Source organism: Fundidesulfovibrio putealis DSM 16056 (genome assembly GCF_000429325.1).
Lineage (GTDB): Bacteria > Desulfobacterota > Desulfovibrionia > Desulfovibrionales > Desulfovibrionaceae > Fundidesulfovibrio > Fundidesulfovibrio putealis.
Genome location: NZ_AUBQ01000003.1, coordinates 261510 through 287241, shown reverse-complemented (window position 1 = coordinate 287241; position 25732 = coordinate 261510). Strand labels below are relative to the sequence as shown.

Below are 25732 nucleotides of genomic sequence, written 5' to 3'. Positions count from 1 at the left end.
ACCATCCTCCCGGCGAAGCTAAAAAAACTAGACGTGGGTCCGGCCATATCCTGACCGGGCCCACGCATGATCAACACACTTCACTATCCTTGACCGACTATACCCTCTAGTTCACTCCAATGCCAAGCGTGCTCAAAGCATCCCCGATAGGGCCGAAAAAGAAAATGCCCTGCGATTCCCTGCGGACCAAGGTGGAGATGCCCACGACCCGGCCCTTCGCGTCCACCAACGGACCTCCGCTGTTGCCGGGGTTGATGGCCGCGTCCGCCTGCAACCAGCGCGCACCGTTGAAGTGTCGGTATCCGCTGACCACGCCCTTGGTCACGGTTCCAGCCAAGCGGATGCTTTTAGGCGAGCCTATGGCGTACACGTCGGAACCGACCGGAAGGTCCGAGGTATTGAGCGCAAGCGGCACCGCCCCCGTGGGGTTGATCTTCAGCAAGGCCACATCGCGCTTGGCGTCGCGCGCCAGCACCTCGGCCTCCGCTTTCGTACCGTCGGGGAAAAGAACCCTGGCTCGTTTCATATCGCCCACAACGTGCCTATTGGTCAGGATGTGGCCGTCCTTGGAGATGACGAATCCGCTCCCCCACCCACCTCCAAGCTGCACCGTGACCACGCTTTTGGCCACGTCGGCCAGGGTGCGCCCTTCGCTTTTAGGCGATGTGTCGGGACGAACGCTCAAGCTCCCCACGCCGGGGTCCTGCTTTCCGGGCGTCCCAGGAACGCCTGCGTCTGTTGACGAATCACTTTGCGGCGAAAGGGACACGATCTTGTGGAAGCCTGGATCAGCCAGAAGGCCCTGCACGGCGTTGCCGACTGCAAGAAACAGTACGCCTATCCCCTTGTCCGCATCATTCTCGAATTTATTATTCGCGGCTCCCTTGACCAGGACCTTGTAAACAATCTTCTTGTCGAGTCTGTTATACACCTGCCATTCTACGTCTACCGTCGCGTTCGCAGAACCCTCGCCGTGGTTTCCCCATCGCATATATGGGTAACACAATTCGATCCACATATCCTTGATCGATCCGCTGACTGCATACTCAGCCATGACGGAATCATCTTGCTCAAACAGCGCACCGGGATCACCAATCACATTGTAATTGGCCTGTTTAAGTTCCTCATAAAACACTCTTCTCGCCTCTTCCTGCAAGCTCTTGCCTCTCTTGTTCGCAGGAATAGCTGTATCCTTCTCTGCCTGTATGCATCCCAAGCCGCCCTTGACCCTGACAACAGGTTTCCCGACGGGCACCTGCATTACAATTTTCCCGAGACCGACGGGTTTGGTTTCTTTCCCATCCGGGACCTGAATTACCTGCGGTTCGGGAACCGGCACTTCCTTCACGCTGCACGAGGCGAGAAACAGGACCGAAAAGAGGGAGACAAGAACGGCTACGGCTGGATTCATACGGCGCTCCGGGGGGGCGAAATTTTGCGAAGCCAACGAATATAAGCAATGCCGGAAAGCGTCAAGCGACACGCGACTGCATCACCTTTCCAATCCAAAATCTCGCCGATCTGGAGTTGCACCGGAGATTCTTCCTAAACTCTAAGCGAGAGGGTATGCTCACAGCATGACACCCTCTGCATCTCTCATATCCTGTCTGCTGGCGTTCTTCGCCATACTGCCGATATCCAGGCCGCTCCCGGCCTGTGCTGCCGAACAGCCTGACCAGCCCGGAACGTCCGTCCGCCATGAGATCGCGGTGACGTTCGACCCCGCCGCCAAGCGGTTGCGAGTGACCGCCGTGCTCGACCTGTCCGGCACGCCGTCGCAGGAAATGCTCGTCACCCTGTCGCCGCGTGCCACGGGCATCACAGTGACGCACGACTCTCGGCCCGTGCGCTTCACCCGCTCAGGGGAGACTCTGCGCGTAAAGCTCCCAGCAGGCGCGGCGAGCCTGTCCCTGACCTATTCGCTGCCCCTGGACCCGCCGCTCTCATCGCTCCCCGCCACGCAAGACAACCCCGGCGCATTGGCCTCGGACGCGGCCTGCGGCCCGGACTGGGCCATGCTCATGCCCGGCAGCCTGTGGCACCCCGAAGTGCAAGGCGCGCCGAACGTCTACCGGTTGCGCGTGTCTGCTCCTTCCGGAGTGAAGGCCGTCACTCAGGGCGCTCTGGACGGCTTCGAGGAATCGCCCCAGGCCACGACCAGCGCCTGGACCGTGGCCAGGCCCGTAGGCAGGCTGGGGCTCTGCCTGGCCCGCTACCGGTTCGAGGAGTCGCGCCAGGGGCCGGTCCCGGTGCAGACTTTCCTGCTGGAAGGGTCCGCGAGGCTCGCGGCCACCTATCTGGAAGCGTCCGCCATCCATCTGCGCTTCTATCAGGAACTGCACGGCCCCTATCCGCTGGAGAAGTTCGCCGTGGTGGAAAACCCCCTGCCCACGGGCTACGGGTTCCCGTCCTACACGCTGCTGGGTTCCCAGGTGATAGCCCTGCCCTTCATCCCGGCCACCAGCCTGCGCCACGAGATCGCCCACTCCTGGTGGGGCAACGGCGTGCTGGTGGACTACTCCCAGGGCAACTGGTGCGAAGGCCTGACCACCTACGTGGCCGACTATCTGGCCCAGGAGCGCGACTCCCCGCAGGCCGGGCGCGCCTACCGGCAGCGCGTGCTGCGCGGCTTCGCCGATCTGGTCCGCCAGGGGGGCGACATGCCCCTGTCGGAGTTCGGTTCGCGCTTTTCTCCGGCCAGTCAGGCCGTGGGCTACGGCAAGGCCCTGTTCGTGTTCCACATGCTGCGGGAGTTCGTTGGAGACGAAGCCTTCTGGCAGGGGCTGCGCCGCCTGTACGCGGACAGGCTCTTCCAGAGCGCCTCCTGGGAGGACATCCGCCGGACCTTCGCCGGACTGCCGGGCTTCGACGAGGCGCAGAGCCGCGTCTTCTTCGCCCAGTGGCTCACGCGCACGGGCGGCCCGCGCCTGCGGATCGCCGACGCCAAGGCCACGGCCAACCCCTCCGGGGGATTCAGCGTGAACCTCGCCGTAGAGCAGACCCAACCGGGGCAGCCCTACCTGCTGAAGCTGCCCCTGGTGGTGGAGACGGACGGACAGAGCGTTGAATCGATCATATTGCTGGACGGCGCGCGCACGGAGGTCAGCGTGCAGATGGCTGGCGCGCCCAGGCGCATCCTGCTGGACCCGCAGGCCGACAGCTTCAGGGTGCTGGAGCCTTCGGAAGTGCCACCGTCGGTCAACTCGGTGAAGGGCGCGGGGAAGCTCACGGTGATCCTGGCCGATGACGCGTCCGAGAGCCTGCGCATGGGGCTCCCGCAACTTCTGGCGGGACTCGGGCAGGAACGCGCCCGCGTGGTGCGCGAGAGCGACCTGTCGCCGGACAAACTCGCGGATCTGGCCCGCCAGGAGGCGATTCTGGTGGCCGGAACGCCCCGCGCGGCCATCCCCGGCCACAAAGACATGCTGGCCCAGGCCCAAACTCAGGAAGTAGACGCGGTCTTTGCTGCACTGCCCCGCCAGGGCGGCCTCACCGCCGTGTTCCAGGCCGCGCCCGACGCCGCGCCAAAGGACGTGGCAGCAGCCGCAGCCAAGGTGACGCACTACGGGTCGTTTAGTGTCGTGGGATTCAAGGAGGGGAGAAACGTGCTCAAGCAGACGCTGGACGCGCCGGATTCGCCCATGGTCTGGACGTTTCGTTGAGGCACAGGCGCAAACTAGCGCCTCTGGATGGCCCCCGGATAACCCATTTCCGCGAGCTTCTGCCGGAAGGCCTCGGGGCTTCCCGAGCCGCGCGCAAGCACGCGGTACACTTCCTTGCCGTTCACCTCGGCCCGCTCGAAACCGGCCTCGATGCCCTTGCCGGAGAGCCTGTCGGCCACGGTCTCGGCCTGCACGAGACTCGGCAGCGCGGCAACCTGCATGACGATCTCCCCGGTGGCCAGGGGCTGCATGACCCAGGACGCCGCCGGGGCCTGCGCAGCCGGGGTTGGGCCGGAGCCCTGGCCGGAAGCCGGAGCCTGCGCAGCCGGGCCGGGCGTGACCGCAGGAGCGGATGCCTGGGCGGGAGGGGCCGTCCCCGAAGGCTTCGCCGCCGGGGTGGCGGCTGGCGCCGGGCCGTTGGCCTGCACAGCCTTCGGCTTTGCCGGGCCGCTTGCGGCCACGTCCTCCTGCGGCTCGACGAGCTGGTCCACGCCGAACTTCGCTGCCGCCTTGGGGTCGTTGCCCGCCATGGGCAGCATGTCCGGCAGCTGCACGAAGGCGTACACCAGCTCGTACCCCGCCACTCCGGCCCCATCGGGGCGCACGGCCTCGGTTTCAGCCCCGCCGCACTTGAGCACGGCCAAGAGCGCACCCTCCTTCCTGGCCCGCATCACCATCTCGCGCAGCACCTTCATGAGCTTCAGGCGGCAGGCGGCGTCGTCGGGAGCTGTTTCGGAGAATCCCTCCCGGCAGACCAGGGCGGTGAAGATCTTGTCCCTGGGGATGGTCAGGACCTTGCGGGAGACGAAGGCGTAGCGGATGGTGTAGGCAGTGTCCGGGCAGTGCTTGGGATCGCGGCAGGGCGCGTCCCAGCTGGCTCCGGCCTTTTCGAGGTTGTCGGTGAATTCGGCCAGCAGGGCCACGTTTCCGGGCCCGGCCTTCTCGGGAAGCAGCATCAGCACTTCGGCGGCCACCTGGATGCACTCATCCCGGCGTCCGGTCCCGCCAGCTCCCTTGCGCAGGTCGCAGACGCCCCGGACCTGCCAGTCCTGCGGAGCCTGGGCCTGGGCCGGAGCGCGGCCCGCCGACATTATGACGAACAGAGCGGCGAGCATGCCCGCCGCGGCGATCTGTCTCTGGGCGAAAACCTTCATTGGCAATCCCTCCGCAGCCGCTCTACCCTTCTCCGGCCCGCTCCACAAGGCTTGCCAGCGAGCCTCGCGCCGTGCATGCTGCGTCCATGTCACAACAGCTCGAACTGACCATCGAACAGCCCGCCTACGGCGGAGCCGGTCTTGCCCGCCATGAGGGGCGCATCGTCTTCGTGGAGGGCGGCCTGCCTGGCTCGCGCGTCCTGGCCCGCATCATCAAGGAAGAAAAAAGCTGCCTGCGCGCCGTGGCCGAGAAAGTGCTCGACCCGTCGCCCCACGCCGCCGAGCCCTTCTGCGCCCACTTCGGGACCTGCGGCGGATGCACCTGGCAGGACGCGGCCTATCCGGCCCAGCTCACCTGGAAGCGCGACATCGTGAGCGAACAGCTCAAGCGCCTGGGCGGCATCGAGACCCAGGTGGACGACACCATGGCCTCGCCCCTGGAGCGCCTTTACCGCAACAAGATGGAGTTCGCCTTCGGGCCGGGACAGGGCCACGGCCTGCGCCTGGGCCTGCGCGAGCGCCTGAATCCGGGCCGGGTGCTGGAGGTGGAGACCTGCCACCTGATGCCGCCCCTGGCCATGGACATCCTGCGCACCGTGCGCCGCCTGACCCTGGCCACGCAGCTGCCGCCCTATTTCGCGCGCACCGGCACGGGCGCGTGGCGCCATCTGGTGCTGCGCCACTCCGAAAAGAGCGACTCCTGGCTGGCCCAGATCATCGTCGGCCCCAAGACGCCCTTCAAGCGGCTCTCCTCGCTGGTGGAGACGCTCATGGACGAATACGAGCAGCTCTCCGGCGTGGTGGTGGGCATTCGGCGCGACCGCGCGGACTTCGCCATCGCCGAGACGCGGGGCAAACTCGTGGGCGAGGACTTCCTGGAAGAGGATCTGGACGGCCTCACGCTTCGCGTAAGCGCTGACGCCTTCTTCCAGACCAACACCAGGGCCGCCGCCCTCCTCTACGCCAAGGCCGTGGAGGCCGCGAACTTAACCGGCGAGGAGACCGTGTGGGACCTGTACTGCGGGGCCGGGGGCCTGACCGCCTACATGGCGCGCGCCGCCAAGAAGGTCATCGGGTTCGAGATCTCCGAGCCCGCCGTGGAGGACGCGCGCACCAACGCCGCCCAGAACGACCTGTACAACTGCGCTTTCGTGGCCGGAGACCTGAAGGACGCCGTGGCCCGGCAGAAATCCAAACCCGACGTGGTGGTCATCGACCCGCCCAGGGCCGGGCTGCACCCGGACACCATCGAGATCCTCCACAAGATCGCCGCGCCGCGCCTGGTGTACGTGTCCTGCAACCCCTCCACCCTGGCCCGCGACCTGGGCCGCCTTTCCGACCAGTACTCCGTGAGCAGCGTCACCCCCGTGGACCTGTTCCCGCACACCTCGCACATCGAGTGCGTGGCCACGCTGGTACGCAGGGACAGCCTGTAGATTCCGGACCGGGCGACGGGGGACGCGCGATGTCTCCCGTTGCCCGAGTCTCTCTTCAGAATCTGTAGGCGATCGACAACTGCCCGCTGATCCCGGAGCTCTTTGCCCCATCCCCGATGACGCCGTTGCCCCTGGCCTTCACGGTGAAGGCGTCGCGCGTTGCGGTCAGGCCCAGACCGGCCTTCATGAGGTCGTGGCTGTCGTAGGCGGACTTCTGGCTCACGGCGACGCCGTAAAGCGTTGCGAGGCTGTCGGACTGCGGGTTGCCGAGCACCCGTTCATACCCGAGCGTGAGGGCGGGGGCGATGGTCCAGGAGCCGAGGTTTTGCCGGTCAAGGCTTACGTCCAGGTCGACCAGCAGGCTGGAGGACGCCTTGTTCAGGCCATGGACGTTCAGGGGCAGGTCGCTGCCGCTTTCCTTGAACCCGCCGAGGGACACCCCGCTGGCGCGAATCCCGGCTTGCAGCGTAAACGTGGCCGGAGCCAGACAGTACACGTCGCCAAGACCGACCCGGCCGCTGTACACGACGCCGTTGGTGTTGCCGGTGGCGGTTCCCAGGCCTGCGCCCAGTGAGCGCCTGCTCTGGTAGTCGACCCAACCGGCGTCCGCCCGGGCATCCATGAAGACGCCGGATTCGAGGGCTGAAAAGCCGTACCGCCCGCCAAGCGTGGCAAGGACGGTGTTCACCGTGGCCGTGGCGTCCGCGCTCCCCACCGACCCCCAATTGTACCCCACGCCGAAATGTGCGCTGGCCTGCCTGTTCATGCGGTACGTGACTCCCGCCACCGAACCGGCGCTGTACTCCGTGCTGTCCGCGACGCCGCTCTGGCCAGCGGAGCGGAATTCCCCCCCGGAACCGGCCAGCCAGACGCGGGCCTGTCCCTCTCCCAGATCGCTGCCCCCGGCATAGGGCGAGATGGCCTCTTCGGTCCGCAGGGGCTGGCGCAGCAGATACGAGGCGGCGTCGGCATGAACCTGCCCGCCGACCTGGGTCTGGACGCCCCCGAGCGTGCCCTGGTCCACTGCCGATTGCAGATAGTAGTTATAGGCGGTGTAGCTGCCCGACAGCGGGGAGTTCTGCAACGCGTTCAAGAGCGCGGCCCCCGAGGCGGCGTTGCCGGATGAGCCGACTTGTCCGGGCAGCGCGGGGTAATACACCATCCGGGCGCGCAGAACATAGATGTCCGCCTGGCTCAGGCCCAGGCCCTGGGTCAGATACCCGTGCATGGACCCGTAGGACGCGACCACCTGGTCGAACGCGGCCTGGAGATAACTGGCGTCCACTCCGAACAGGGGGATGAGGTCCTTTGCGGAGAGTCCCGGTACCAGCGCCTGGACGGCAGCCACCTGGGGATTGATGCTCCCGGCCAGATAGGCGTTGGAAGCCAGGTAATCCGTCATGATGGTTGCTGGCGACACCCCTGCGATGCTTTGCAGGATGACCGCCGCCCATCCGGTGCGGTCCTTGCCGTCCGAACAGTGGAACAGATCAGGCCGGGAGTCATGAGCCATGGTGACGAGGACCGCGCCGAACCCTGCCCGTTCGATCGGGTTGGTGACGAATGTCCGGTACCCGTTCTGCCCGATGCTCAGAAGCGACCCTTGCGGGTCTAAAAACGCGGTGACCGGAGGCATGGCCGGAGTGCCGATGACGTTGATGTTGGTATACATGGCCCCTGTCGGAACCACGTCCGGCGTCTGGCTGATCTCGGCGGGGGTGCGCAAATCGATGTCCCGGCCAATCCCAAGACGCGAGATGGTCGCAAAATCAGCATTGCTGAGCGTCAAGGCGTTGGAACGGTAGATGACGCCAGTGCGCATCAGCCCGAAGTTGGCGGTGGGGTTGACGTATCCGGTTCCCCCGAAACTGACGGGGATTCCCGCCAGATCTCTGAAGTTGGTGACCGACGGCAGGATCGGCGTGGAAATCGCCAGTTGGGCCTTTGCTGGCGTGAACAAACAGAGCACGACCGCAATGGAGCAAAGCAATACTGTGCGCAACGATTTGAGATGCGGCCTGATGCGAAATCCTGCGGTGTTCGGCTGCATTCCCACGCTCCGTATTCTGACGAGTATCATTGAAATTTTCCTTAACATTCAAGACATTAACATATCGACATATACCGGGTTCCGCAAATGGTTATTCGCTGGCGCGCAGATGTTGCCTGCCAGGGATCGCCTTTGGAATTGGCGAAGCCGGAGTGATGGAATTGCAATTGCCCTCTCACACTCCCCCTGCTCGTCCTCTGGACAGCCGCACGGATTGCGTGCATGAAATTGCCATGGTCTTCCCGGACGATACCAGCCCAGAGCGCCTCAAACAGCGCGTGGACAGCCTGCGGCGCTGCTTCGAACTGTGCGCCCTGATAAGCTCCTCCATCGACGTGGACGACGTGCTGGAGCGCATCATGACCGCCTCGCGCCAGGCCCTGGACGCCGAGACGTGCAGCCTGCTGCTCACCGACCCGGATTCAGGCGACCTGGTGTTCACCGTGGCCCAGGGGCCGGTTGCGCATCTGTTGCCCAAGGGGCGCGTGCTGCGCCGGGGCGAGGGCATCGCGGGCTGGGTGCAGGTGAACGAGAAACCCGTGCTTGTCCCCGACGCCTACGCCGACCCCCGCTTCAACCGCGAGGTGGACCGCCAGACCGGCTACCGCACCAACACCATCATGAGCGTCCCCCTGGCCGTGAAGAACCGGCCCATCGGCGTGGCCTCGCTCATGAACAAGAACGGCGGCGGCCCCTTCACCGAAGAAGACCTGGAACTCTTCACCATCATCGGCGCGCAGGCCTCCATCGCCATCGACAACGCCCGCCTGCACACGGCCATGTTGGCCAAGCAGCGCATGGAGTTCGAGTTGGAGATCGCCGCCAGCATCCAGCGCGATTTCCTGCCCCACACCCCGCCCTGCGTGCCTGGGTTCGAGCTGGCCGGGGCGTCCATCTCTTGCGACTCCACCGGCGGCGACTACTACGACTACCTGCCGCACCCAGACCCCGCCTCCAGCGGCTTCTCCGTGGCCGTGGGCGACGTGAGCGGGCACGGCATCCCGGCGGCGCTGCTCATGGCCAGCGCCAGGGCCTTCATCCGCGCCAGGGCCACCATGCCCGGCATGCTCGGCGAGATGCTGAGCGACGTGAACCGCCTCATGAGCCGCGACACCGGCCAGTCCGGGCGCTTCATGACCCTCTTCTGGCTGGCCCTCGACCCCGAGCGCGGCCACCTGACCTACGTGAAGGCCGGGCACGACCCGGCCCTGGTCTACAATCCGCGCACCAGAACCTTCCAGGAGCTGGACGTGAAGGGCATCCCCCTGGGCGTGGAAGGCTGCTGGGGTTTCGAGCAGTCCTCCCGGCGCGGCTTCGAGGCTGGCGAGATCATCGCCATCGGCACCGACGGCATCTGGGAGTGCCGCAACAAGGCGGGCGAGATGTACGGGAAGACGCGCCTTCGCCAGGTGATCGCCGATCACTCCAGCCTGCACGCCCGCGACATTCTCCAGGCAGTCCTGGACGACGTGAAGAATTTCCAGGGCCAGGCCCAGCGCCAGGACGACATGACCCTGGTGGTGCTCAAGGCGCTCCAGAACGGCGGCCTTCCCATACAAAATTGTAGCACGTGACGCTTTGCTACAATTTTGTACGTCCCGGCATCATTTCATCTTCAAAGCATCGTTCGTGATTCAGGCATGTTAGCATCAGCGCTGTGCTGGCATGGTTGTTGCCCTTATGGAGGCAAGGCGTGAACAACGCCTGTGTCCCCAACGGGAGGTAATCGCCATGATTGATTGGCTGCTCGTCGCAACACTGTTGGCCATAGTCGCATTGCACTGGCTGTTCGAACTCCTTCCGGGGCGCGACCGCTCCATGTGGTGCTCCGAATTGTCCCTGGAGCCCGCCCCCGCGCGCCGCTCCCCGCGCCGACACCGCGCCAGATGACCACAGGCCCGGTGCTCATTCCCCTGGTCCTGACTCTCAAGGTGGCGTTCGTGGCCACCTTGGGAGCCTTGATGCTGGGCGTGCCCGTCGCCTACGGCTTAAGCCGCAAGGATTTCCCCGGACGAACCCTCCTGGACGCCCTGGCCACCCTGCCCATGGTGCTGCCCCCAACGGTCCTGGGCTACTACCTGCTGGTGCTGTTCGGCCGCCAGGGCGTCATCGGCAAGGTGCTGAACGAATATTTCGGCGTGACCCTCATGTTCAGCTGGCAGGGCGCTGCCCTGGCCTCCTGCGTGGTGGCCTTCCCCCTGGTGTTCACCACCGCCCGCGCCGCCTTCGACGCCGTGGACCCCAATCTGGTGAACGCCGCCCGCACCCTGGGCGCGCCCGGTTTCTCCGTGTTCGCGCGCGTGAGCCTGCCCCTGGCCCGGCGCGGCATCCTGGCCGGAGCCATGCTGGCCTTCGCGCGCGGCATGGGCGAATTCGGCGCGACCCTCATGATCGCGGGCAACATCCCCGGAAAGACCCAGACCCTCTCCCTGGCCGTGTACGACGCGGTCATGGCCGGACGCGACGATCAGGCCTTGTTCCTGGTGTGCGTGGTGTCCCTGGTCAGCCTGTCCATCCTGGTGGCGTCCGGCAAACTGCTGCGGGGGCGCGCATGAGAGTGCGCGTGGACATAGAAGCCGTGCTGTCCTCCGGAGACCGCAGCTTCCATCTGCGCTCGGCCTTTGAGGCCTCCGGCGACGCCGTGGTGCTGTTCGGGCCTTCCGGCTCCGGCAAGACCCTCACCCTCCAGGCCATGGCAGGGCTCATGCGCCCAAGCGGCGGGCGCATCGAACTGGACGGGCGCGTGCTCTTCGACCACGCCGCAGGCATCGACCTGCCCCCAAAGGACCGGGGGCTCGGCTATCTTTTCCAGGATTACGCCCTCTTCCCCCACCTGAGCGTGGCCGGGAACGTGGGCTTCGGCCTGAATCCCGGATGGCCCGGAAAACTCTCGCGCGAGCAGAATGAACGGGTGCGCGCCATGCTGGACGCCTTCGGGCTCGGCCAGCTCGCCGCCGAGCGCCCGGTTCGCCTGTCCGGCGGGCAGCGCCAGCGCGTGGCCCTGGCGCGGGCCATGATGGCCAGCCCCGCCGCGCTGCTGCTGGACGAGCCGTTTTCCGCGCTGGATCCGCTGCTGCGCGTGCGCATGCGCCGCGAATTGGCCGCTACGCTGGAAAAATTCGGCATACCCGCCGTGCTCATCACCCACGACCCCGACGACGTGGCTGCCTTCGCCAAGACCCTGGTGGTCTACCGCGATGGGCGCGTGGTGGAACAGCTGGAAATGGAGACCGAGGACGAGAGGAAACGGCGCATGCCGGAAGTTATCGCGCTGCTGGAGGAACAGGACAGTGAAGAGTGAGGCGAGAGCAAAAACATGAACATGTTTTTACTCTCATTATGGTTTTAGCTGGTTACGACTGGTTCCATCGTGAAAAAGCGAGGGGAGAAAGGCGAGAAGATGCCTCCGGCGGCCAGGGGGATGATCCCCCTGGACCCTCAGTGGGCTTCGCGGCAAGACTCGTAGAAAAAACATGAACATGTTTTTTCTACAAAATAGCACTGGTTCTTTTCGGAAGGCTTTTACGGCGCATGAGCGCGCATACGAAACGCGACAACTGGAGCGTATACTTACAAGTACATCCGGTTGGACTTCTTGCGGGCCGAGCGCCCCAGCAGATACCCGAACACCCACCCCGCGAACAGCACCCCGGCCCCTGCCAGGAACCACTTCACGTCGGAGATGTCGCGCAGGGTCTCGTTTTCGCGCTTCAGGCGGTCCGCCTCCTGGCGCGCGGCCTCGGACGCGGCCTTCATTTCATGGAAGCTCTTGGTCATCTCGGCCACGTTGGCGTTGGCCTTGGAGAGCGTCTCGTATTCGGACTTGAGCTTGCCGTATTCGCCCTGAAGCCCGGCCAGGTTCTTCTGGAGGTTCTTGTTCTCCTCCTCGAACTTGCCCACGATGGCTTCCACCTGTCCGGCCTTCTCGATCATCTGGGCGTTGCGGGTCTTGAATTCCTCGAACTGCACCTTCACGGGCATGTCGGAAGTGAGATACCGCTTGAGGACCCAGCCTTCCTTGCCGGTGTCCGTGCGCACCATGGCCCACTCGCCCTCTTCCTTGATCTTGTCCATCTTGGTGCCGCTCTTGACCATCTGGACGATCTTGTTGTCGAGCGACGGCCCGGTACGGACGGTGATCTCCTGCACGTCGGAAACGAAGAGCTGCTGCCCGGCCGCCAGCGACGGCAGGCACAGCAAGGCCGAACATACGGCTATATATCGCAGGATACGCATGGTGTCCGCCAGATCGTTCTATACAGATGCAACTACCCGAAAAAACGCCACCCCAGCCGTCCCGGCATCGGGGGGCGAGACTATCCAAGAAAGCCCACAAGTTCAAGACCCTTACGCCAGGCCGCGCATTTGGCTGCGGACTGTTGCCAACCATCAGTTCGTGGTGCTAAATGCTGCTCATGGAAGAACAGCAATCCGCCGCCTATTACAAGCGACTCATCGACCAGGCCGAAAGCTACCACGACCTGGTGATTCTGCGCTCACGCTTCTTCTCCCTCATGGACCGCACCCTGCCCAAGGAAGACTGCCTGGCCGTGCGCGACCACTGGAACGCCAAGGCCAAAGAAGACTCGCTGCCCATCGCTCCGCCCAAACAGCAGGCCTGAGCCGACTCCTCCCGACTGTGAGACGTGCCCAGGGTGTTATTTCCTTCCACGGGAAATCCTCGGATCATACCCGTCTGTTGAGCCGTTGTCCGGACCGCTCTCTCGACGTCCTGCTGCTCCTGGTGCTCCTGGTTGCCGGGGCGCTGAGGTTCTACGCGCTGGACGTTCCGGTCATCCTGTTCGAGGAGGGGTTGGTGGCCAACGCATCGCTCCACGACTGGGGCTACATCCTGCGCCGGTCCCTCTACACCGACGCTCACCCGCCCTTCTTCTACTTTTTGACCAAGACGATCCTCTGGGCCGGATCGTCCGAGTTTGCGCTGCGTAGCCTTTCCGCTGTCAGCGGCGTGGCTGCCGTCTTCTTCCTCTACCGCCTCGGGACGCGCTTGTTTTCCCGGGAGACGGCCCTGTGCGCCGCCGCGCTGCTGGCGGTCCATCTGCTGCACGTTGAACTGTCGCGGGTGCTTCGTCCGCACAGCCTGATCATACTCCTGAGCATCATCTGCTTCGACCGGCTGGTCTGCTTTCTCAGCGCGCCTTCGCGGCGCAATCTCTGGCTCCTGGCCGGAGCGAACCTCCTGGTGTGCCTGTGGCACTTCAACGGGACGCTGATCATCGGGGCGCAGATTCCGGTCATCCTCGGAGCCATGCTGCTTGGGCACGTCCCCCCCCGCATGGCCCTGGGCTCCCTGGCCGCCAACTCCGTGAGCCTCTTGCTGAACGTGGTCCCCCTGGTCGTGCGCCTCGGCAAGTTTCCCGGCGTCGCGCTGGGCGGCAACTCCATGTTCTGGACCATCGGGCGGACCGGGGACAACCTCGGCGAACTGCTCTCCCTATTTCCTGTGCCCTGGATGACCCTCGCGGGTGCCGCGCTGTTCGCCCTCGGCATGTGGTCCATGTGGAAACGGGACACCGGCCTCTTCGCCCTGTTCGCCATCGCCATTGCCGCCCCGCTGGCGGCCCTGATCGCCGCGCGCTACGGCATCATCTACTCCGCCCAGCACATCGGCTTCATCCTGCCGCTGCTGCTCCTGGTCGTGGCCTGCGGCATCGGACAAATTCTGGGCAGGCCGGAGAGGGCCGTCATCCCGATCCTCCTGGCGGGCTCGCTGCTGCTGGTCGGTAAGAATCATTCGCGAATTTACGGCGCCGACGCCCCCATGATCAATCACAACCTCTGCCAGGACGCCATCGCCAGGGAGATGTCCGTCTCCTTCACCCCCAAGGCCGTGGCGGGATTCCATCCCTTTTACCTCGAGGACTTCGTCGGCTGGTACCTCAAGCGATACACCGGGGTTGACCTGCCCAACGCGGTCACTCCTGAAGACGGCCAGGTGGAGTTCTTCCTGGTGAAGCAACAGGGGTATGAACAGAGCGACTCCGAAAAAGCTTTCGGCATCGAAAAAAGCGGCTTCCGCCAACCCCTGAATGTTCAAATCCCCTGCGGGTTTTCCGTTGCCAGCTTCGTCATCCCCAGGACCCCGGTCCTGGCCGTCCAGACTCTGCCCGCCCGCATGGCCGTGACAGCCGACCCGGAGGATTTTTACGGGCATGTCTACGAGGCCAGGGATCTCACGCCGTATTTTTCACCTTTGGGAAACCTGCTCTATCCGTCCAGGTTCGACGCTCCCGGAGCGATGACCTTCAGGGTGGAGAACAACACCGGCAAACCCGTCCCAGGCCTGGACCTGACTTTTTTCATGGCCAAGACCCTGCCGGAAAGCACCTTCGAGGTTTTCTACAGCTTTGACGGCGAACCCGCGCGCCAGGGATTCGCAGTGCGCGAAGTCACGCCCCACGGCTGGATTCCCTTGCGCCTGGGACGCGCGGAGCCCTTCAGAACCGTGGACATCACGATCCGCATGGTGGCCTCCAGCGCTCTGCCCTCGTTCTACAACAACACCGAGACCGTGCGGTTCAGGTCTCTGGAAATCTCCCTGGACAACCCGGGCCAGTCTTTCGATTCCGACGTTTCCATGGCCGTCACCGGCCTGGACTACACGGAATCAAACCCCCAGGGCGACTTCCGCTGGGGGCGCGGGCCGCAAACCGCCATGTCCTTCCAATCGGACAAGCCCCGGGAATTCGCCTTGCAGCTGGTCGCCAAGAGCCCCATCGCAGGGCAACGGATCGAGGTTGTCCTGAACGGGACGACCATCGGGCAGGCCGACTTCCCGGAAGCCGGAGTCAACAGCCGCATTGCCGTGCCCGTCAAGACGCAGCAGGGCGAGAACACCCTGGCCCTGCGTTACGCCTATTGGAACCACGGCGGACACGGACCCGCAGGCGAGACGTTTGAAGCGGACGATCCCCGCACACTGGCCGCCTATTACTCGACCCTTCGCCTTGTCGACCCTGTCCAGGCAGTCGTGAAGCCGCAGGACGGCCAGTAGCCGCAGCCACGCGACAGGCGGGCCATGCTCACGGCATCTGAACGTCATCCCTGGAATCCCGCGTCGTCCCGTATCAGCTCCCGGCCAGTTCCAGCAACGCTTCCAGCACCTCCTGGGCGTGCCCGGAGCTTTTGGCCTTGGGCCAGTGGCGGGACACCGTGCCGTCCGGCGCGATGAGCACCGTGGAGCGGACCACGCCCTCGGACTCCTTGCCGTACAGCTTCTTTATCCCCCAGGCTCCAAGCGCCTTGATGGCCTCGGTGGAGGGGTCGCTCAGAAGCGGGACAGTCAGGCCTTTCTTGGCGATGAACCCATGGTGGGACTTGAGCGGATCCTTGGACAGGCCGAACACCTGCGCTCCGGCCTGGGCGAACTGCGGCGCGCGCTCTGAAAACTCCAGAGCCTCCACCGTTCAGCCCGAGGTGGAATCCTTGGGATAGACGAACACCACAACCCAGCCGCCCGCAAGCCCGGACAGGCTGACTTGGCGCTCGGACCCGTCCGGCATGGCCGCCGCCAGGGTGAAATCGGGGGCCTTGGCCCCTGGTTCGAAAACTGCCATTGCGTCCTCCTTGCTCTTAAGATGTTCAGCCGACTGCCGATAAGACAGACGAGGAGCTTTTTTATTTCCTGTTGCCAGGAAAGCGCGATGAGGCCGGGAACTTTCCATGCAACCCCGAACACGCTATGGACAGGCCATGCTTTCCGAATTCAAGGACTTCAACCCGCAATACTACCTGGTGTTCGGGGTCATACTGGGCCTGTCGCTGGCCGCGCCGGGCTTTCTCTACGCCCTGCGGCGCAAGGCCCTGGCGAGCGGCGGCGGTTCGCGAAAGCTCATCTCATCAGAAATCTTCTCGCTATTTGCTTCAGTCTATGCGTTTTTCCTTGGCTTCGCCATCGTCACGCTGTGGGGCGCGTACGGTTCGGCCAGGAGCCTTGTCAGCGCCGAAGCGGGCGCGGTGATGGTGGCCTACCGCCTGTCCGTACCGCTTCCGGGCTCGGAAGGCTTCCGGCAGGCCCTGATCGCCTACTCGAAGGTGGTGGTGGAGGACGAATGGCCCGCCATGGACCGCGACCAGTCCATGAGCGTGAGGGCCTCGGACCGTCTGGGCGACGTCTGGGAGGCCTTCTACGCCATGAAGCCCTCTGGCGCGGACAACCAGTCCTATTACGCCGGGCTGGGGCAGGCCGTCGCGGACCTGAACCGCCAGCGCGTGGCCCGCTCCCAGACCTTGTCCGGCAACCTGTACCCGCCCGTGTGGATAATTCTGGGATTCGGCCTGCTGGGGGTGTTCGTGGGGCTTCTGCTCACCAACCCGGAACAGACGCGCTCCCAGGTGGCCTTGGAGATCATCGTGGCCTTCCTGATGTTCTCCTGCGTGTACTTCATCGTGGACATCGCCACGCCGTTTTCCGGGGTGCTGAACGTGTCCAGCGCGCCCTTCACGGAGGTGCACGCTGGAATGCTCACCCTCCAGGGCGCGCCGCGCTGAGCCGGAGCTTTGGCATGAAGATTTCGGACCGCCACTTTCTTCGCTTCGCGGGAGCCGAACCGGCCAGACAGATGCGCAAGGAGCAGCGTCTGGCCCACGATGCCTATTCCCAGGACGTGGCCTATGAAAGGCCGCTGAACCACCCGGAACGCCCCAGCAACAAGGACCGGGCATTCCTGGAGGGGTTGCTAAGCAGCCTGCCGGACTCGGACAATCCCAGCAAGATAGCGGCGGCCTTGAGTTCGTTCCAGCCTCCCGTGCCCGAAGGCCAGGAGCTCACCGTGGTCAAGGACGGGCCGGACAATCCCACAACCATCGCGGCCAACGCGGCGGCTGCCGCACTGCCTGCGGGTCTGCCCCCCCCGGCGATGACCGGCCTTGCGCCGCAGGCGCTTCCCGAAGAAGCCTTGGCCTCCGCGCCAGCTTCCAGCGCGTCGGGCCTGGAGCCGCTCCAAAACGAGACACTGCCCACGGCGGCACCGCTCAGCCCGACCGTGACGGACCTGCCCGCAGAGGCGCGCCCGCGAGGCGAGGAACTTCCCGCAGCCTCGGCTCTCGCCCCCACCGCCACGGACATACCCACGGAGTCGCGTCCTGCGCAGGAAGCCTTGCCGACCCCGCCGCCGCTTGCGCTCACGGCAGTGGACATGCCGGTCAGCTCGCGCGGGGACTCCGGCCCGGTCGGGTCATCCCTGGACCTGGCGGCGGAGTTGCGGCCAGCTCCCCAAGCCCCTGAGAGGAGCTCCGGGCTCATCGTATCGGAAACGGCGTAAATCCCCGCTGGCTGCATCGGACGATTAAAGCCAGCCCCCACGTATGCGGCATACGTGGGGGCTGGCTTTTTCCTGCGTCTTGCCAGCGAGTTTGTTGATCAGGCCGGGACGAACTCTACCAGAACAGATCACCCGGCACGTCGCCGGGACGCCCGGCCAGCCTGAAGGCCGCCTCGGCCAGGGCCTCGATGGCCCTGCGCCCTTCCTGCCCGATCTCCAGGCTGAACGGCGTGACGAAGGTCTCGATGTGCGACTGGCATACCTCGGGCGAGAGCTCCTGGGCGTGCTCGGCTATGAACGCCTTGCTGTCCTGGGGATGCTTCCAGGCGTGCTGCAGGCTTTCGCGGATGGCCTGCGCGGCGAACTGCGCGCCCGGCTCCCCCAAATCGCGCCGGGCGGCGATGACTCCCAGCGGCAGCGGCAGGCCGTAGCGCCCCTCCCACCACACGCCGAAATCCTGAAGCAGGCTTAAGCCCTGGGCCGCGTAGGTGAAGCGCCCCTCGTGGATCACCACGCCCGCGTCCACCTCGCCCCGGATCACGGCGGGCATCACCTCGTCGTAGCGCATCTGCACGCGCCTGCCCGGTATGCCGGAAAGCTCCGCCAGAAGCGCCGCCGTGGTGCGCGCGCCGGGCAGGGCCAAGGTCTCGATTGCCGCGCCAAGAGAGCGATCGGCGCGGGTGACCAGCAGCGGGCCGCAGCCGCGCCCCAGCGCCCCGCCGCAGGGCAGCAGCCGGTAGTGCGGGGCGGCGTCGGCCATGGCAGCCATGGAAATCTTCACCACGTCCAGCTCCCCGCGCGCGGCCAGGGAGTTCAGCTCCTCCACGTCGGCCATCACCAGCCGCGAGAGCGCGAATCCTGGCTCGCTCGGCGCGAGGCCGTTCAGCAGGGCGTGAAAGATGAAGGTGTCGTTGGGGCACGGCGAGATGCCCAAACTGAATGGCCTCAGTTGACGAGGGGTGCTGGGGGGAGTATCGGTGACCACCCGGTCACTTTACGCATGAGGCCCCATGGACGCAAGCCCCACCTTCCAGAACATCCCCGCAGACAAGCAGCAGCGTGTGCTTGGCGAGGCCCGGCGCGAATTCGCCGAGCGCGGCTTCCTGGGGGCCAGCATGAACAGGCTGTCGGCGCGCCTGGGCATCGCCAAGGGGTCGCTGTTCAAGTACTTCGGCAGCAAGGAGGGGCTCTTCTCGCGCGTGTTCGACGGCGCGGTGGAGCGCTTCGCACTCTTTCTGCGCGAGGCCCGCGACGAGACCAAGGGCCGCCCCCTGGCTGAGCGCCTGGAGCGGGTGCTGCTGGTGGGCACGGAGTTCGTGCGCACCCACCCGGACATCTACGCCATTTATCTGAAAATGCTGGCCGGGGGCGATTTCCCCCTGCGCGAGCAGTTCCTGGGCAAGGTTCGCGCCCTGTCCGCCCGGTTCCTGACCCCCATCATCGTTGAAGCCAAGGCCTCGGGCGAGCTGCCCGAAACTTTGGACGCCACCCTGGCCGTGTTCGTGCTGGACGCCGTGCTGGACCGTTTCGTCCAGGCCCAGGCCCAGCCCTGGATGGACATCGGCCTGGGCCTTAGCCTGGATGACCCTGAAAACTCACGGCAGGCCGCCGGAAAGCTGGCCGCCATGCTGGCTGGAGGATTCCACGTTGGATAGACAATACATTGCCTCGCTTGGCCTGGAGCCCGTGTTGGACGCGGTGCTCTCCGGCAAGCGCCTGACCATCGGGCAGGGCCAGGCCCTGTTCGACTGCCCGGACCCGCACGTCCCGGCTGCTCTTGCCGCCCACGCCCGCAAGCGCCTGCACGGCGACCGGGTGCACTACGTGGTCAACCGCCACGTGAACCCCACCAACGTCTGCGTGAACCGCTGCCGCTTCTGCGCCTACCGCCGCGACGAGGGCCAGGAGGGGGCCTACGTGCTCACCCCGGATGAGGCCCTTGCCAAGCTGCGCGAGGCCGGAGCCGTGGACGAGGTGCACATCGTGGGCGGATGCCACCCGAGCCTGGGCCTCGACTACTACGAGGATCTGGCCGCCAGGGTGCGCGCCGCCTACCCCAAGGCATCCATCAAGGCCCTGACCGCCGTGGAGGTGGACCATCTGGCCAAGCTTTCGGGTGTAAGCATCCGCGAGGTGCTCGAACGCCTGAAGGCTTCGGGCGTGGACATGCTGCCCGGCGGCGGCGCGGAAATCTTTGCGGACGCGCCCCGTAAAGCGCTCTGCCCCGAGAAGATCGGCGGCGAGGCCTGGCTGTCCGTGATGGCCGAGGCTCACGGCGTGGGCCTTCGCACCAACGCCACCATGCTGTTCGGGCACCTGGAGACCACCCGCCACCGCCTGGAGCACATGGACGCCCTGCGCCGCCAGCAGGACGCCACGGGCGGGTTCGTGTGCTTCATCCCCCTGCCCTACCTGCCCGGCAACAACCCGCTGGGCGAGGAGGCGCGCGGCCCCTCGGCCATGGACGTGTTGCGCACCATGGCAGTGTCGCGCCTGATGCTGGACAACATCCCGCACATCAAGGCCTACTGGGTGATGCTTGGGCTGAAACTCTCGCAGCTGTGCCTCTCCTGGGGCGCGGACGACCTGGACGGTACCGTGGTTGAGGAAAAGATCGGCCACGAGGCGGGCAGCGACTCGGCCCAGGCCCTGTCCATCGCCGACCTCGAGGACGCCATCCGCTCAAGCGGTTTTACGCCTGTTCGCCGCGACGGGCTTTTCCGGGAGGCTTAAGGAATGTCCGCGATATTCGATCACGCCCAGGTTCTCGCCGTGGCCCGCAAGGCCGACTCGGCCCAGCGCCTCACAATGGAGGACGCCCTGATCCTGGCCGAGTCCGCCAGCCTGCCGCTTCTTGGCAGCCTGGCCCACCGCGCCCGCCTGCGCAAGCATCCGGCCCCGGTGGTCACCTACGTGGTGGACCGCAACGTCAACTCCACCAACATCTGCCAGTGCGGCTGCCGCTTCTGCGCCTTCTTCAAGGCTCCGGGGCAGGCCGGGGGGTATTCCCTCACCCGCGAGGAGCTCGGCCAGAAGATTGAAGAGACCCTGGCCCTGGGCGGCAGGCAGATCCTGCTGCAAGGCGGCCACAACCCGGACATGGGCCTGGAATACTACGAGGCCCTGCTGCACTTCGTGCGCGAGACCTACCCGGACATCCACGTGCACGGCTTCTCGCCGCCGGAGATCGTCTATTTCGCCGGGCTTGCCGGGCTTACAGTGCCCGAGGTGGTGGCGCGGCTCAAGGCCGCCGGATTGGCCTCCATCCCCGGCGGCGGCGCGGAGATCCTGGTGGACCGCGTGCGCCAGGCCGTGGCCCCGGCCAAGTGCTCCACGGCCGAGTGGCTGGACGTGATGCGACAGGCGCATCTCCAGGGGCTTCGCACCACGGCCACCATGATGTTCGGCCACGTGGAGACCTGGGCCGAACGCATCGAGCACCTGCTGGCGCTGCGCGACCTCCAGGACGAGACGCGCGGCTTCACGGCCTTCATCCCCTGGGGCTTCCAGCCCGACAACACCGCCCTGGGCGGGCGCAAGTGCTCGCCGCAGGAGTATCTGCGGGTACTGACCATCTCGCGCCTGATGCTGGACAACTTCCTGAGCGTCCAGGCCTCCTGGGTGACCATGGGCCGCGAGATCGCCCAGGCGTCGCTCTGGTACGGAGCCAACGACTTCGGCTCCACCATGATCGAGGAAAACGTGGTGGCCGCAGCCGGAGTGCGCTTTCGCATGGACGAGCCGGGCGTGCGCCAGGCCATCACCGACGCCGGATTCAAACCCGTGCGCCGGGCCATGGACTACAGCCTGCTGGAGTCTCTGTGATGCCTGCGAACCTGCGCCTCGGGCGCATCAGCTACCTGAACGTCCTGCCCATCTACCATCCCATCGAGGACGGCTGGGTCAAGCACGATTTCGACATCGTGTCCGGCCCCCCGGCCACGCTGAACGACCTCATCCGCGCAGGCGGGCTGGACCTCTCGGCCTGCTCCTCCATCGAGTACGCCAGAAACCCCGGACGCTACTACCTGCTGCCCGATCTGGCCATCGGCAGCCGGGGTCCGGTGAAGAGCGTGCTGCTCCTGAGCCGCGTGCCCCTGCACAAGCTCGCCGACGCAAGCGTCCTGGTGACCGCCGAGACCCACACCTCTGCGGCACTCCTGCGCATCGTGCTGGAGCGCGTCCACAACGTGAAGCCCGCCTTCGTCAAATCTCCCGGCTCCGTGCGCCAGGCCCTGGCCCAGGGCGCGCAGGACCCCGCCGTGCTGGCCATCGGCGACGAGGCCCTGGCCATGCGCACCGATCCCAGGTTTCCCTACCAGCTGGACCTGGGCGAGGTCTGGCGCGACTGGACCGGCCTGCCCTTCGTGTTCGGCGTGTGGGTGGCCCGGCGCGAGGCCGTGGAGGAACGGCGCGAGGAAGTGGCCGCCGCCTCGCGCACCCTGTGCCAGTCCAAGCGCGCGGGCGTGGCCGCCATCGAGGAGGTAGTCAGCCTGGCCTCGCTCACCAAACCCAAGATGAGCCGCGCCGAAATACGTCGCTACTTCGGCCACCTGAGCTACGATCTGGGGCCGGAAGAGCAGCAGGGGTTGTCGCGCTTCTTCGACTGTCTGGCCGAGCACGGTTTCATAACCCAGGCCCCCTCCCTGGAAATCCTGGACAACTCGCCACAAGACGGTTGATTCGCGTGCCTAAGCACCGTACACAGGCCCGGTTCCATTCATAAACCGGCCCATCATACAGGAGGCTTGCCCGCTCATGAAACGCTTCTCCGTCCTGGCGGCGCTCTTCGCGCTTTTTCTCGCTTTCTCCGCCGTGGCCCAGGCCGCCACGGAAGTGGTCATGACCGGCGACGCCCGCGTCCACGGCACCTTCTGGTCCAAGCCCTATTTCACGGGCTGGAACGGGGCCGGTACCCGCACCGGCGATCCCTTCACCGTGTGGCAGCGCTTCCGCCTGCGCACCGACTTCATCGCCAACGAGGGCCTGAAGTTCCGCCTGGGCATCCGCGTGAACAACACCGCCTGGGGCAACGGCACCTACACCGTGGACAATCCCGCCGTGGTCATCGACGTCTACCAAGCCTACCTCCAGTTCTACTGGCCCGGCACGCAGATCGAATTCAGCATCGGCCAGCAGGACATCAACCTGCCCATCTCCGGCGAGATCCTCTCCGCCAACCCGGTACTGGGCGGCATCCGCGGCCCCGGCGCGTTCGTGACCATCCCGGTGTGCGACAGTTTCAAGGCCATCGCCGGATTCCTGCGCTTCGTGGACGCCAACCGCGACTTCGACCCCACCACCACCCAGGTCCCCGACGAGTTCGACGCCTACTACCTGGCCCTGCCAATCACCGTGGAAGGCTTCTCCGCCACCCCCTGGGGCCTCATGGGCGTGGTGGGCCGCAACGCCAACCTCCCCGGCGTCAGCACCGGCGGCGCGGGCGCGAACCAGACCCTGGCCAGCAACCTCTATTCCGCCGGAAGCCGCCTTGCCCCCGTGGGACAGCGCGACGCCCAGGACCTGTACTGGTGGGTGGGCGGCGCGTTCAGCCTCACCGCCCTGGACCCCTTCAAGTTCTACGCCGACGTGATCTACGGCGCGGGCGGGGCCACCGAGCGCTCCAAGAACCAGCGCGGCGGCCTGTTCTTCGACGTGGCCGCCGAATACGTGGGCCTGTCCTTCATGAGCCCGCAGATCGCCTTCTGGTACGCCACCGGCGAGGACTCCTCCACCCGCAACGGCTCGGAGCGTATGCCTGTCATCACCAGCGCCTGGGGCGCGGGCAACTCCTTCCTGTTCGACTCCACCCAGGAGTTCAGCCGGGGCTTCATCGGCGTGGACTACCTGGGCGCGTGGGGCTTCATCGCCACCCTGGACAAGATCTCCTTCATCGAGGACCTCACCAGCCGCATAAGCTTCACCTTCGCCAAGGGACTGAACTCCCCCCAGGCCCTGCGCGCAGGCGTCGCACTCTGGGGCTACGGCAACTACTTCCAGATGGGACGCGAGCTGGCCACCACCGAGCACATCCTGGCCGTGAACATCGACAGCCAGTACAACATCTACAAGAATCTCGCCCTCATCCTGGAGACCGGCTGGGCCCACGGCGAGTTCGACAGCTCCGTCTGGGGACGCAGGCTGGTGAACGCCTCGCACAGCGGCGACACCTGGAAGGCGTCGCTGGGCTTCAGGTACAAGTTCTAGCTGTGGGTCTGTCCCAGCCCCTGGCAGGGCGCTGCCCTGCACCCGCCAGGGGGATGATCCCCCTGGACCCTCAGTGGGCTTCGCGCCGCTTACCCGTCACACGGTAGGCGGCGCGTTTTTTGTTGAAGCAGCCTCTTGACAATTGTTATATCTATGACAATAGTTGTCACATGAATAACAGCAAGTGGTTCTTCTTCTCCTTCACGCTGCCCGCCAAGAACCAGACCGCCCGCATGCGCGTCTGGCGTCGCCTGAACTCCCTTGGCGCGGTGATCATAAAAGGCGCTCTCTACGCCCTGCCCGCCCGGCCCGACCTGCACGAGCAGCTCACCTGGCTGGCCAAGGAAGTGGACGAACTGGGCGGCGAGGCCCTGTTTCTTGAGACCGGCCCCCCGGCCAACATGACGCCCACGGACCTTGCAGCCTGCTTCACACAAGCCCGCGACGCCGACTGGCAGGCCATCGAGCAGGACCTCCTGCCGCTCCTGGACCAGACCCGCCAGCCCGGCTTCGACGCAGACGCGCTTGAATCCGCGCGCCGCAAGCTCGCCAAGCGCGCTGACGCACTCCAGGCCATCGACTACTTCCCTGGCGGGCGCGGCCCACGCGTGGCCGCCCTGCTGGCCGAACTCGCCGCGCTGCTGACTGGTGACGGCCCTGACGCTCCAAGCGGCCCGGCCATCCCCAAACTGGCCGCTTCGGATTACCTGGGCAAAACCTGGATCACGCGCCAGCGCCCCTACATCGACCGCCTCGCGTCCTTCTGGCTGGTGCGCCGCTTCATCGACCCCGACGCGCGCATCGATTTCGTCCCTGCCGACGTACAGCCCGCCGCCCGTGCCGATGCCGTGCGTTTCGACATGGCCGAGGCCGAGTTCACCCACGTCGGCCCCTTGACCACCTTCGAGGTCCTCTGCGCCGCCTTCTCGCTGGAGGCCAATGTCCCGGCGCGCCTGCGCGAGGTCATCCGGGCCATTGATTTGAACGACATCGAAGCCGGGCCGTCCGAGGCGCTGGGCGTCAAACAGGTGCTGGACGGCATGACCATGGCCCAGCCGGACGACATGCTCCTTACCGAAAACGCCCTGGCCCTCTTCGACGCGCTGCTGGCGTCCTACTCCAACCCCAACACCGGAGAATAGATATGAAAGACATCGCAATACAGGTCGCCAACCTCATGGCCGCGTCCGCCCGCACCGCTCCCAAGGCCGGAGGCAAGGATTTCCTGGAGATCGCCGTGGTCTCGCAGGAGGCCGACCTCAAGAAGATCGCCCAGGCCATGAAGGACTACGCCCCCAAGAGCACCAACGAGGCCTACTGGCTGCGCGACGCCGCCAACATCGAGAACTGCCACGCCCTGGTGCTGGTGGGGCTCGGCAAGTCGCTGGCCGCAGGCTACGACTGCGGGGCCTGCGGCTACGCCACCTGCAAGGAGTTCGAAGCGAAGCGCGTCATGGCCGACAAGGACATGGGCTACGACGGCCCGCACTGCATGATGCGCATGATGGACATCGGCGCGGCGCTGGTGTCGGCGGCCAAGACCGCCAGTATCCTGAACCTGGACAACCGCGTGCAGCAGCGCGTGGGAGCGGCCGCGCGGGCGCTCGGGTACATCCAGGCGGGCGTGGTTATGGGCATCCCCGTGGGATTCTACGGCAAGTCCATTTTCTACGACCGCGCCGTGCCGAAGCATTAAGAATTAAGATGCCTCCGGCGGCCAAAGGGCTCCGCCCTCTGGACACCCTGCACCGCTTCGCATTCCAGCGCGGCAGTACGACGATCAGCGGAGAAAGCATAAGAGGCCTATGACGACTTCGCATTTCAGAGCTGTAGACTGGAGCTTCAACGAGGCTGCGTGCTGGCAGCCCACGAGCCTCATTCAGGGCCAGGTAGCGTGTGGTTCACGCGGGTGCCGAAGGTTTGTAGCGGACGCGTCCTG

The 25732-nt window shown here is 65.6% G+C and carries 23 protein-coding genes; 17 read left to right on the top strand and 6 right to left on the bottom strand.

The features are described from left to right. Window positions 1-106 precede the first annotated feature (106 nt). Window positions 107-1411 (bottom strand): S1C family serine protease, encoded by a 1305-nt coding sequence (locus tag G453_RS25855; RefSeq protein ID WP_051271387.1) that lies wholly within the window; start codon window positions 1409-1411, stop codon window positions 107-109. A 166-nt stretch (window positions 1412-1577) separates the two neighbouring features. Between G453_RS25855 and G453_RS21735 the strand changes: the two genes are divergently transcribed. After that, window positions 1578-3662 (top strand): M1 family metallopeptidase, encoded by a 2085-nt coding sequence (locus G453_RS21735; protein WP_156920750.1) that lies wholly within the window; start codon window positions 1578-1580, stop codon window positions 3660-3662. Window positions 3663-3676: 14 nt separating this feature from the next. Here the strand turns inward: G453_RS21735 and G453_RS0101435 are convergent, their stop codons facing one another. Then, a complete protein-coding gene (locus G453_RS0101435; RefSeq protein WP_027189601.1) occupies window positions 3677-4816 on the bottom strand; it encodes an SPOR domain-containing protein in 1140 nt (379 codons plus the stop codon). An 86-nt stretch (window positions 4817-4902) separates the two neighbouring features. On the opposite strand from G453_RS0101435, the gene rlmD reads away from it, so the two are divergent. After that, the gene (gene rlmD, locus G453_RS0101430; RefSeq protein WP_043643905.1) at window positions 4903-6252 is read left to right on the top strand and encodes a 23S rRNA (uracil(1939)-C(5))-methyltransferase RlmD; all 1350 of its coding nucleotides are present in this window, start codon (window positions 4903-4905) and stop codon (window positions 6250-6252) included. A gap of 55 nt (window positions 6253-6307) precedes the next feature. On the opposite strand, the gene G453_RS0101425 is transcribed toward rlmD, so the two are convergent. Beyond that, window positions 6308-8302 carry a tyrosine-protein phosphatase gene (locus G453_RS0101425; RefSeq protein WP_051271382.1) on the bottom strand — a complete coding sequence of 665 codons (1995 nt, stop codon included), beginning with the start codon at window positions 8300-8302 and terminating at the stop codon, window positions 6308-6310. Window positions 8303-8520: 218 nt separating this feature from the next. On the opposite strand from G453_RS0101425, the gene G453_RS0101420 reads away from it, so the two are divergent. The 4 genes from G453_RS0101420 (at window position 8521) to G453_RS0101410 (ending at window position 11603) form a co-directional block, all read left to right on the top strand. Beyond that, the gene (locus G453_RS0101420) at window positions 8521-9876 is read left to right on the top strand and encodes a PP2C family protein-serine/threonine phosphatase (protein ID WP_235731663.1); all 1356 of its coding nucleotides are present in this window, start codon (window positions 8521-8523) and stop codon (window positions 9874-9876) included. Window positions 9877-10033: 157 nt separating this feature from the next. After that, complete coding sequence (locus G453_RS27675; protein ID WP_156920749.1) at window positions 10034-10192, top strand: hypothetical protein; 159 nt, start codon at window positions 10034-10036, stop codon at window positions 10190-10192. After that, entirely contained in the window at window positions 10189-10857 is a 669-nt protein-coding gene (gene modB, locus G453_RS0101415; RefSeq protein ID WP_027189597.1) for a molybdate ABC transporter permease subunit, read from the top strand. The genes G453_RS27675 and modB overlap by 4 nt, the downstream gene beginning before the upstream one ends. Next, a complete protein-coding gene (locus tag G453_RS0101410) occupies window positions 10854-11603 on the top strand; it encodes an ATP-binding cassette domain-containing protein (RefSeq protein ID WP_027189596.1) in 750 nt (249 codons plus the stop codon). The genes modB and G453_RS0101410 overlap by 4 nt, the downstream gene beginning before the upstream one ends. 269 nt (window positions 11604-11872) lie before the next feature. On the opposite strand, the gene G453_RS25850 is transcribed toward G453_RS0101410, so the two are convergent. Then, the gene (locus G453_RS25850) at window positions 11873-12538 is read right to left on the bottom strand and encodes a TIGR04211 family SH3 domain-containing protein (RefSeq protein ID WP_051271380.1); all 666 of its coding nucleotides are present in this window, start codon (window positions 12536-12538) and stop codon (window positions 11873-11875) included. 170 nt (window positions 12539-12708) lie between these two features. Here G453_RS25850 and G453_RS28295 point away from each other — a divergent pair, with 170 nt between their 5' ends. Both G453_RS28295 and G453_RS0101395 read left to right on the top strand, forming a co-directional pair. Next, complete coding sequence (locus G453_RS28295) at window positions 12709-12924, top strand: hypothetical protein (protein ID WP_051271377.1); 216 nt, start codon at window positions 12709-12711, stop codon at window positions 12922-12924. A 77-nt stretch (window positions 12925-13001) separates the two neighbouring features. Continuing rightward, entirely contained in the window at window positions 13002-15317 is a 2316-nt protein-coding gene (locus G453_RS0101395) for a glycosyltransferase family 39 protein (RefSeq protein WP_027189594.1), read from the top strand. Window positions 15318-15390: 73 nt separating this feature from the next. Here G453_RS0101395 and G453_RS21725 read toward each other — a convergent pair whose 3' ends face one another. Then, entirely contained in the window at window positions 15391-15879 is a 489-nt protein-coding gene (locus G453_RS21725) for a peroxiredoxin (RefSeq protein ID WP_084502025.1), read from the bottom strand. Window positions 15880-15985: 106 nt separating this feature from the next. Between G453_RS21725 and G453_RS0101385 the strand changes: the two genes are divergently transcribed. Together G453_RS0101385 and G453_RS0101380 are read left to right on the top strand one after the other, a co-directional pair. After that, complete coding sequence (locus G453_RS0101385) at window positions 15986-16813, top strand: bestrophin-like domain (protein WP_084502024.1); 828 nt, start codon at window positions 15986-15988, stop codon at window positions 16811-16813. Between the two features lie 14 nt (window positions 16814-16827). After that, window positions 16828-17586, top strand: coding sequence for a hypothetical protein (locus G453_RS0101380; RefSeq protein WP_027189592.1), 759 nt, complete (start codon window positions 16828-16830; stop codon window positions 17584-17586). A 115-nt stretch (window positions 17587-17701) separates the two neighbouring features. On the opposite strand, the gene G453_RS0101375 is transcribed toward G453_RS0101380, so the two are convergent. After that, on the bottom strand, window positions 17702-18520 hold the full coding sequence (locus G453_RS0101375; RefSeq protein WP_235731661.1) for a 1,4-dihydroxy-6-naphthoate synthase: 819 nt from the start codon (window positions 18518-18520) through the stop codon (window positions 17702-17704). Between the two features lie 76 nt (window positions 18521-18596). Between G453_RS0101375 and G453_RS21720 the strand changes: the two genes are divergently transcribed. The 7 genes from G453_RS21720 (at window position 18597) to G453_RS0101340 (ending at window position 25489) form a co-directional block, all read left to right on the top strand. Continuing rightward, the gene (locus tag G453_RS21720) at window positions 18597-19241 is read left to right on the top strand and encodes a TetR/AcrR family transcriptional regulator (RefSeq protein WP_051271374.1); all 645 of its coding nucleotides are present in this window, start codon (window positions 18597-18599) and stop codon (window positions 19239-19241) included. After that, window positions 19234-20319 carry an aminofutalosine synthase MqnE gene (gene mqnE, locus G453_RS0101365; protein WP_027189590.1) on the top strand — a complete coding sequence of 362 codons (1086 nt, stop codon included), beginning with the start codon at window positions 19234-19236 and terminating at the stop codon, window positions 20317-20319. Before G453_RS21720 ends, mqnE begins: the two co-directional genes overlap by 8 nt. A gap of 3 nt (window positions 20320-20322) precedes the next feature. After that, window positions 20323-21411, top strand: coding sequence for a cyclic dehypoxanthinyl futalosine synthase (mqnC, locus tag G453_RS0101360; RefSeq protein WP_027189589.1), 1089 nt, complete (start codon window positions 20323-20325; stop codon window positions 21409-21411). Then, entirely contained in the window at window positions 21411-22268 is an 858-nt protein-coding gene (locus G453_RS0101355) for a menaquinone biosynthetic enzyme MqnA/MqnD family protein (protein WP_043643903.1), read from the top strand. The genes mqnC and G453_RS0101355 overlap by 1 nt, the downstream gene beginning before the upstream one ends. A 76-nt stretch (window positions 22269-22344) precedes the next feature. Beyond that, window positions 22345-23793 (top strand): outer membrane homotrimeric porin, encoded by a 1449-nt coding sequence (locus G453_RS0101350; protein WP_027189587.1) that lies wholly within the window; start codon window positions 22345-22347, stop codon window positions 23791-23793. A 170-nt stretch (window positions 23794-23963) separates the two neighbouring features. Further along, on the top strand, window positions 23964-24935 hold the full coding sequence (locus G453_RS0101345) for a chromate resistance protein ChrB domain-containing protein (RefSeq protein ID WP_027189586.1): 972 nt from the start codon (window positions 23964-23966) through the stop codon (window positions 24933-24935). 2 nt (window positions 24936-24937) lie between these two features. Further along, window positions 24938-25489, top strand: coding sequence for a ferredoxin domain-containing protein (locus tag G453_RS0101340; RefSeq protein ID WP_027189585.1), 552 nt, complete (start codon window positions 24938-24940; stop codon window positions 25487-25489). Window positions 25490-25732 lie beyond the last annotated feature (243 nt).

Bases quoted from the DNA above. Each gene is read 5' to 3' on its own strand.
- G453_RS0101380 (WP_027189592.1), top strand. From the start codon at position 16,828: ATGAAGATTTCGGACCGCCACTTTCTTCGCTTCGCGGGAGCCGAACCG.
- G453_RS0101345 (WP_027189586.1), top strand. From the start codon at position 23,964: ATGAATAACAGCAAGTGGTTCTTCTTCTCCTTCACGCTGCCCGCCAAG.
- G453_RS28295 (WP_051271377.1), top strand. From the start codon at position 12,709: ATGCTGCTCATGGAAGAACAGCAATCCGCCGCCTATTACAAGCGACTC.
- G453_RS0101340 (WP_027189585.1), top strand. From the start codon at position 24,938: ATGAAAGACATCGCAATACAGGTCGCCAACCTCATGGCCGCGTCCGCC.
- modB (WP_027189597.1), top strand. From the start codon at position 10,189: ATGACCACAGGCCCGGTGCTCATTCCCCTGGTCCTGACTCTCAAGGTG.
- G453_RS0101435 (WP_027189601.1), bottom strand. From the start codon at position 4,816: ATGAAGGTTTTCGCCCAGAGACAGATCGCCGCGGCGGGCATGCTCGCC.
- G453_RS27675 (WP_156920749.1), top strand. From the start codon at position 10,034: ATGATTGATTGGCTGCTCGTCGCAACACTGTTGGCCATAGTCGCATTG.
- G453_RS21720 (WP_051271374.1), top strand. From the start codon at position 18,597: ATGGACGCAAGCCCCACCTTCCAGAACATCCCCGCAGACAAGCAGCAG.
- G453_RS0101410 (WP_027189596.1), top strand. From the start codon at position 10,854: ATGAGAGTGCGCGTGGACATAGAAGCCGTGCTGTCCTCCGGAGACCGC.
- G453_RS0101385 (WP_084502024.1), top strand. From the start codon at position 15,986: ATGCAACCCCGAACACGCTATGGACAGGCCATGCTTTCCGAATTCAAG.
- G453_RS0101355 (WP_043643903.1), top strand. From the start codon at position 21,411: ATGCCTGCGAACCTGCGCCTCGGGCGCATCAGCTACCTGAACGTCCTG.
- G453_RS0101350 (WP_027189587.1), top strand. From the start codon at position 22,345: ATGAAACGCTTCTCCGTCCTGGCGGCGCTCTTCGCGCTTTTTCTCGCT.
- G453_RS25855 (WP_051271387.1), bottom strand. From the start codon at position 1,411: ATGAATCCAGCCGTAGCCGTTCTTGTCTCCCTCTTTTCGGTCCTGTTT.
- G453_RS21735 (WP_156920750.1), top strand. From the start codon at position 1,578: ATGACACCCTCTGCATCTCTCATATCCTGTCTGCTGGCGTTCTTCGCC.
- rlmD (WP_043643905.1), top strand. From the start codon at position 4,903: ATGTCACAACAGCTCGAACTGACCATCGAACAGCCCGCCTACGGCGGA.
- G453_RS0101425 (WP_051271382.1), bottom strand. From the start codon at position 8,302: ATGCAGCCGAACACCGCAGGATTTCGCATCAGGCCGCATCTCAAATCG.
- G453_RS25850 (WP_051271380.1), bottom strand. From the start codon at position 12,538: ATGCGTATCCTGCGATATATAGCCGTATGTTCGGCCTTGCTGTGCCTG.
- mqnC (WP_027189589.1), top strand. From the start codon at position 20,323: ATGTCCGCGATATTCGATCACGCCCAGGTTCTCGCCGTGGCCCGCAAG.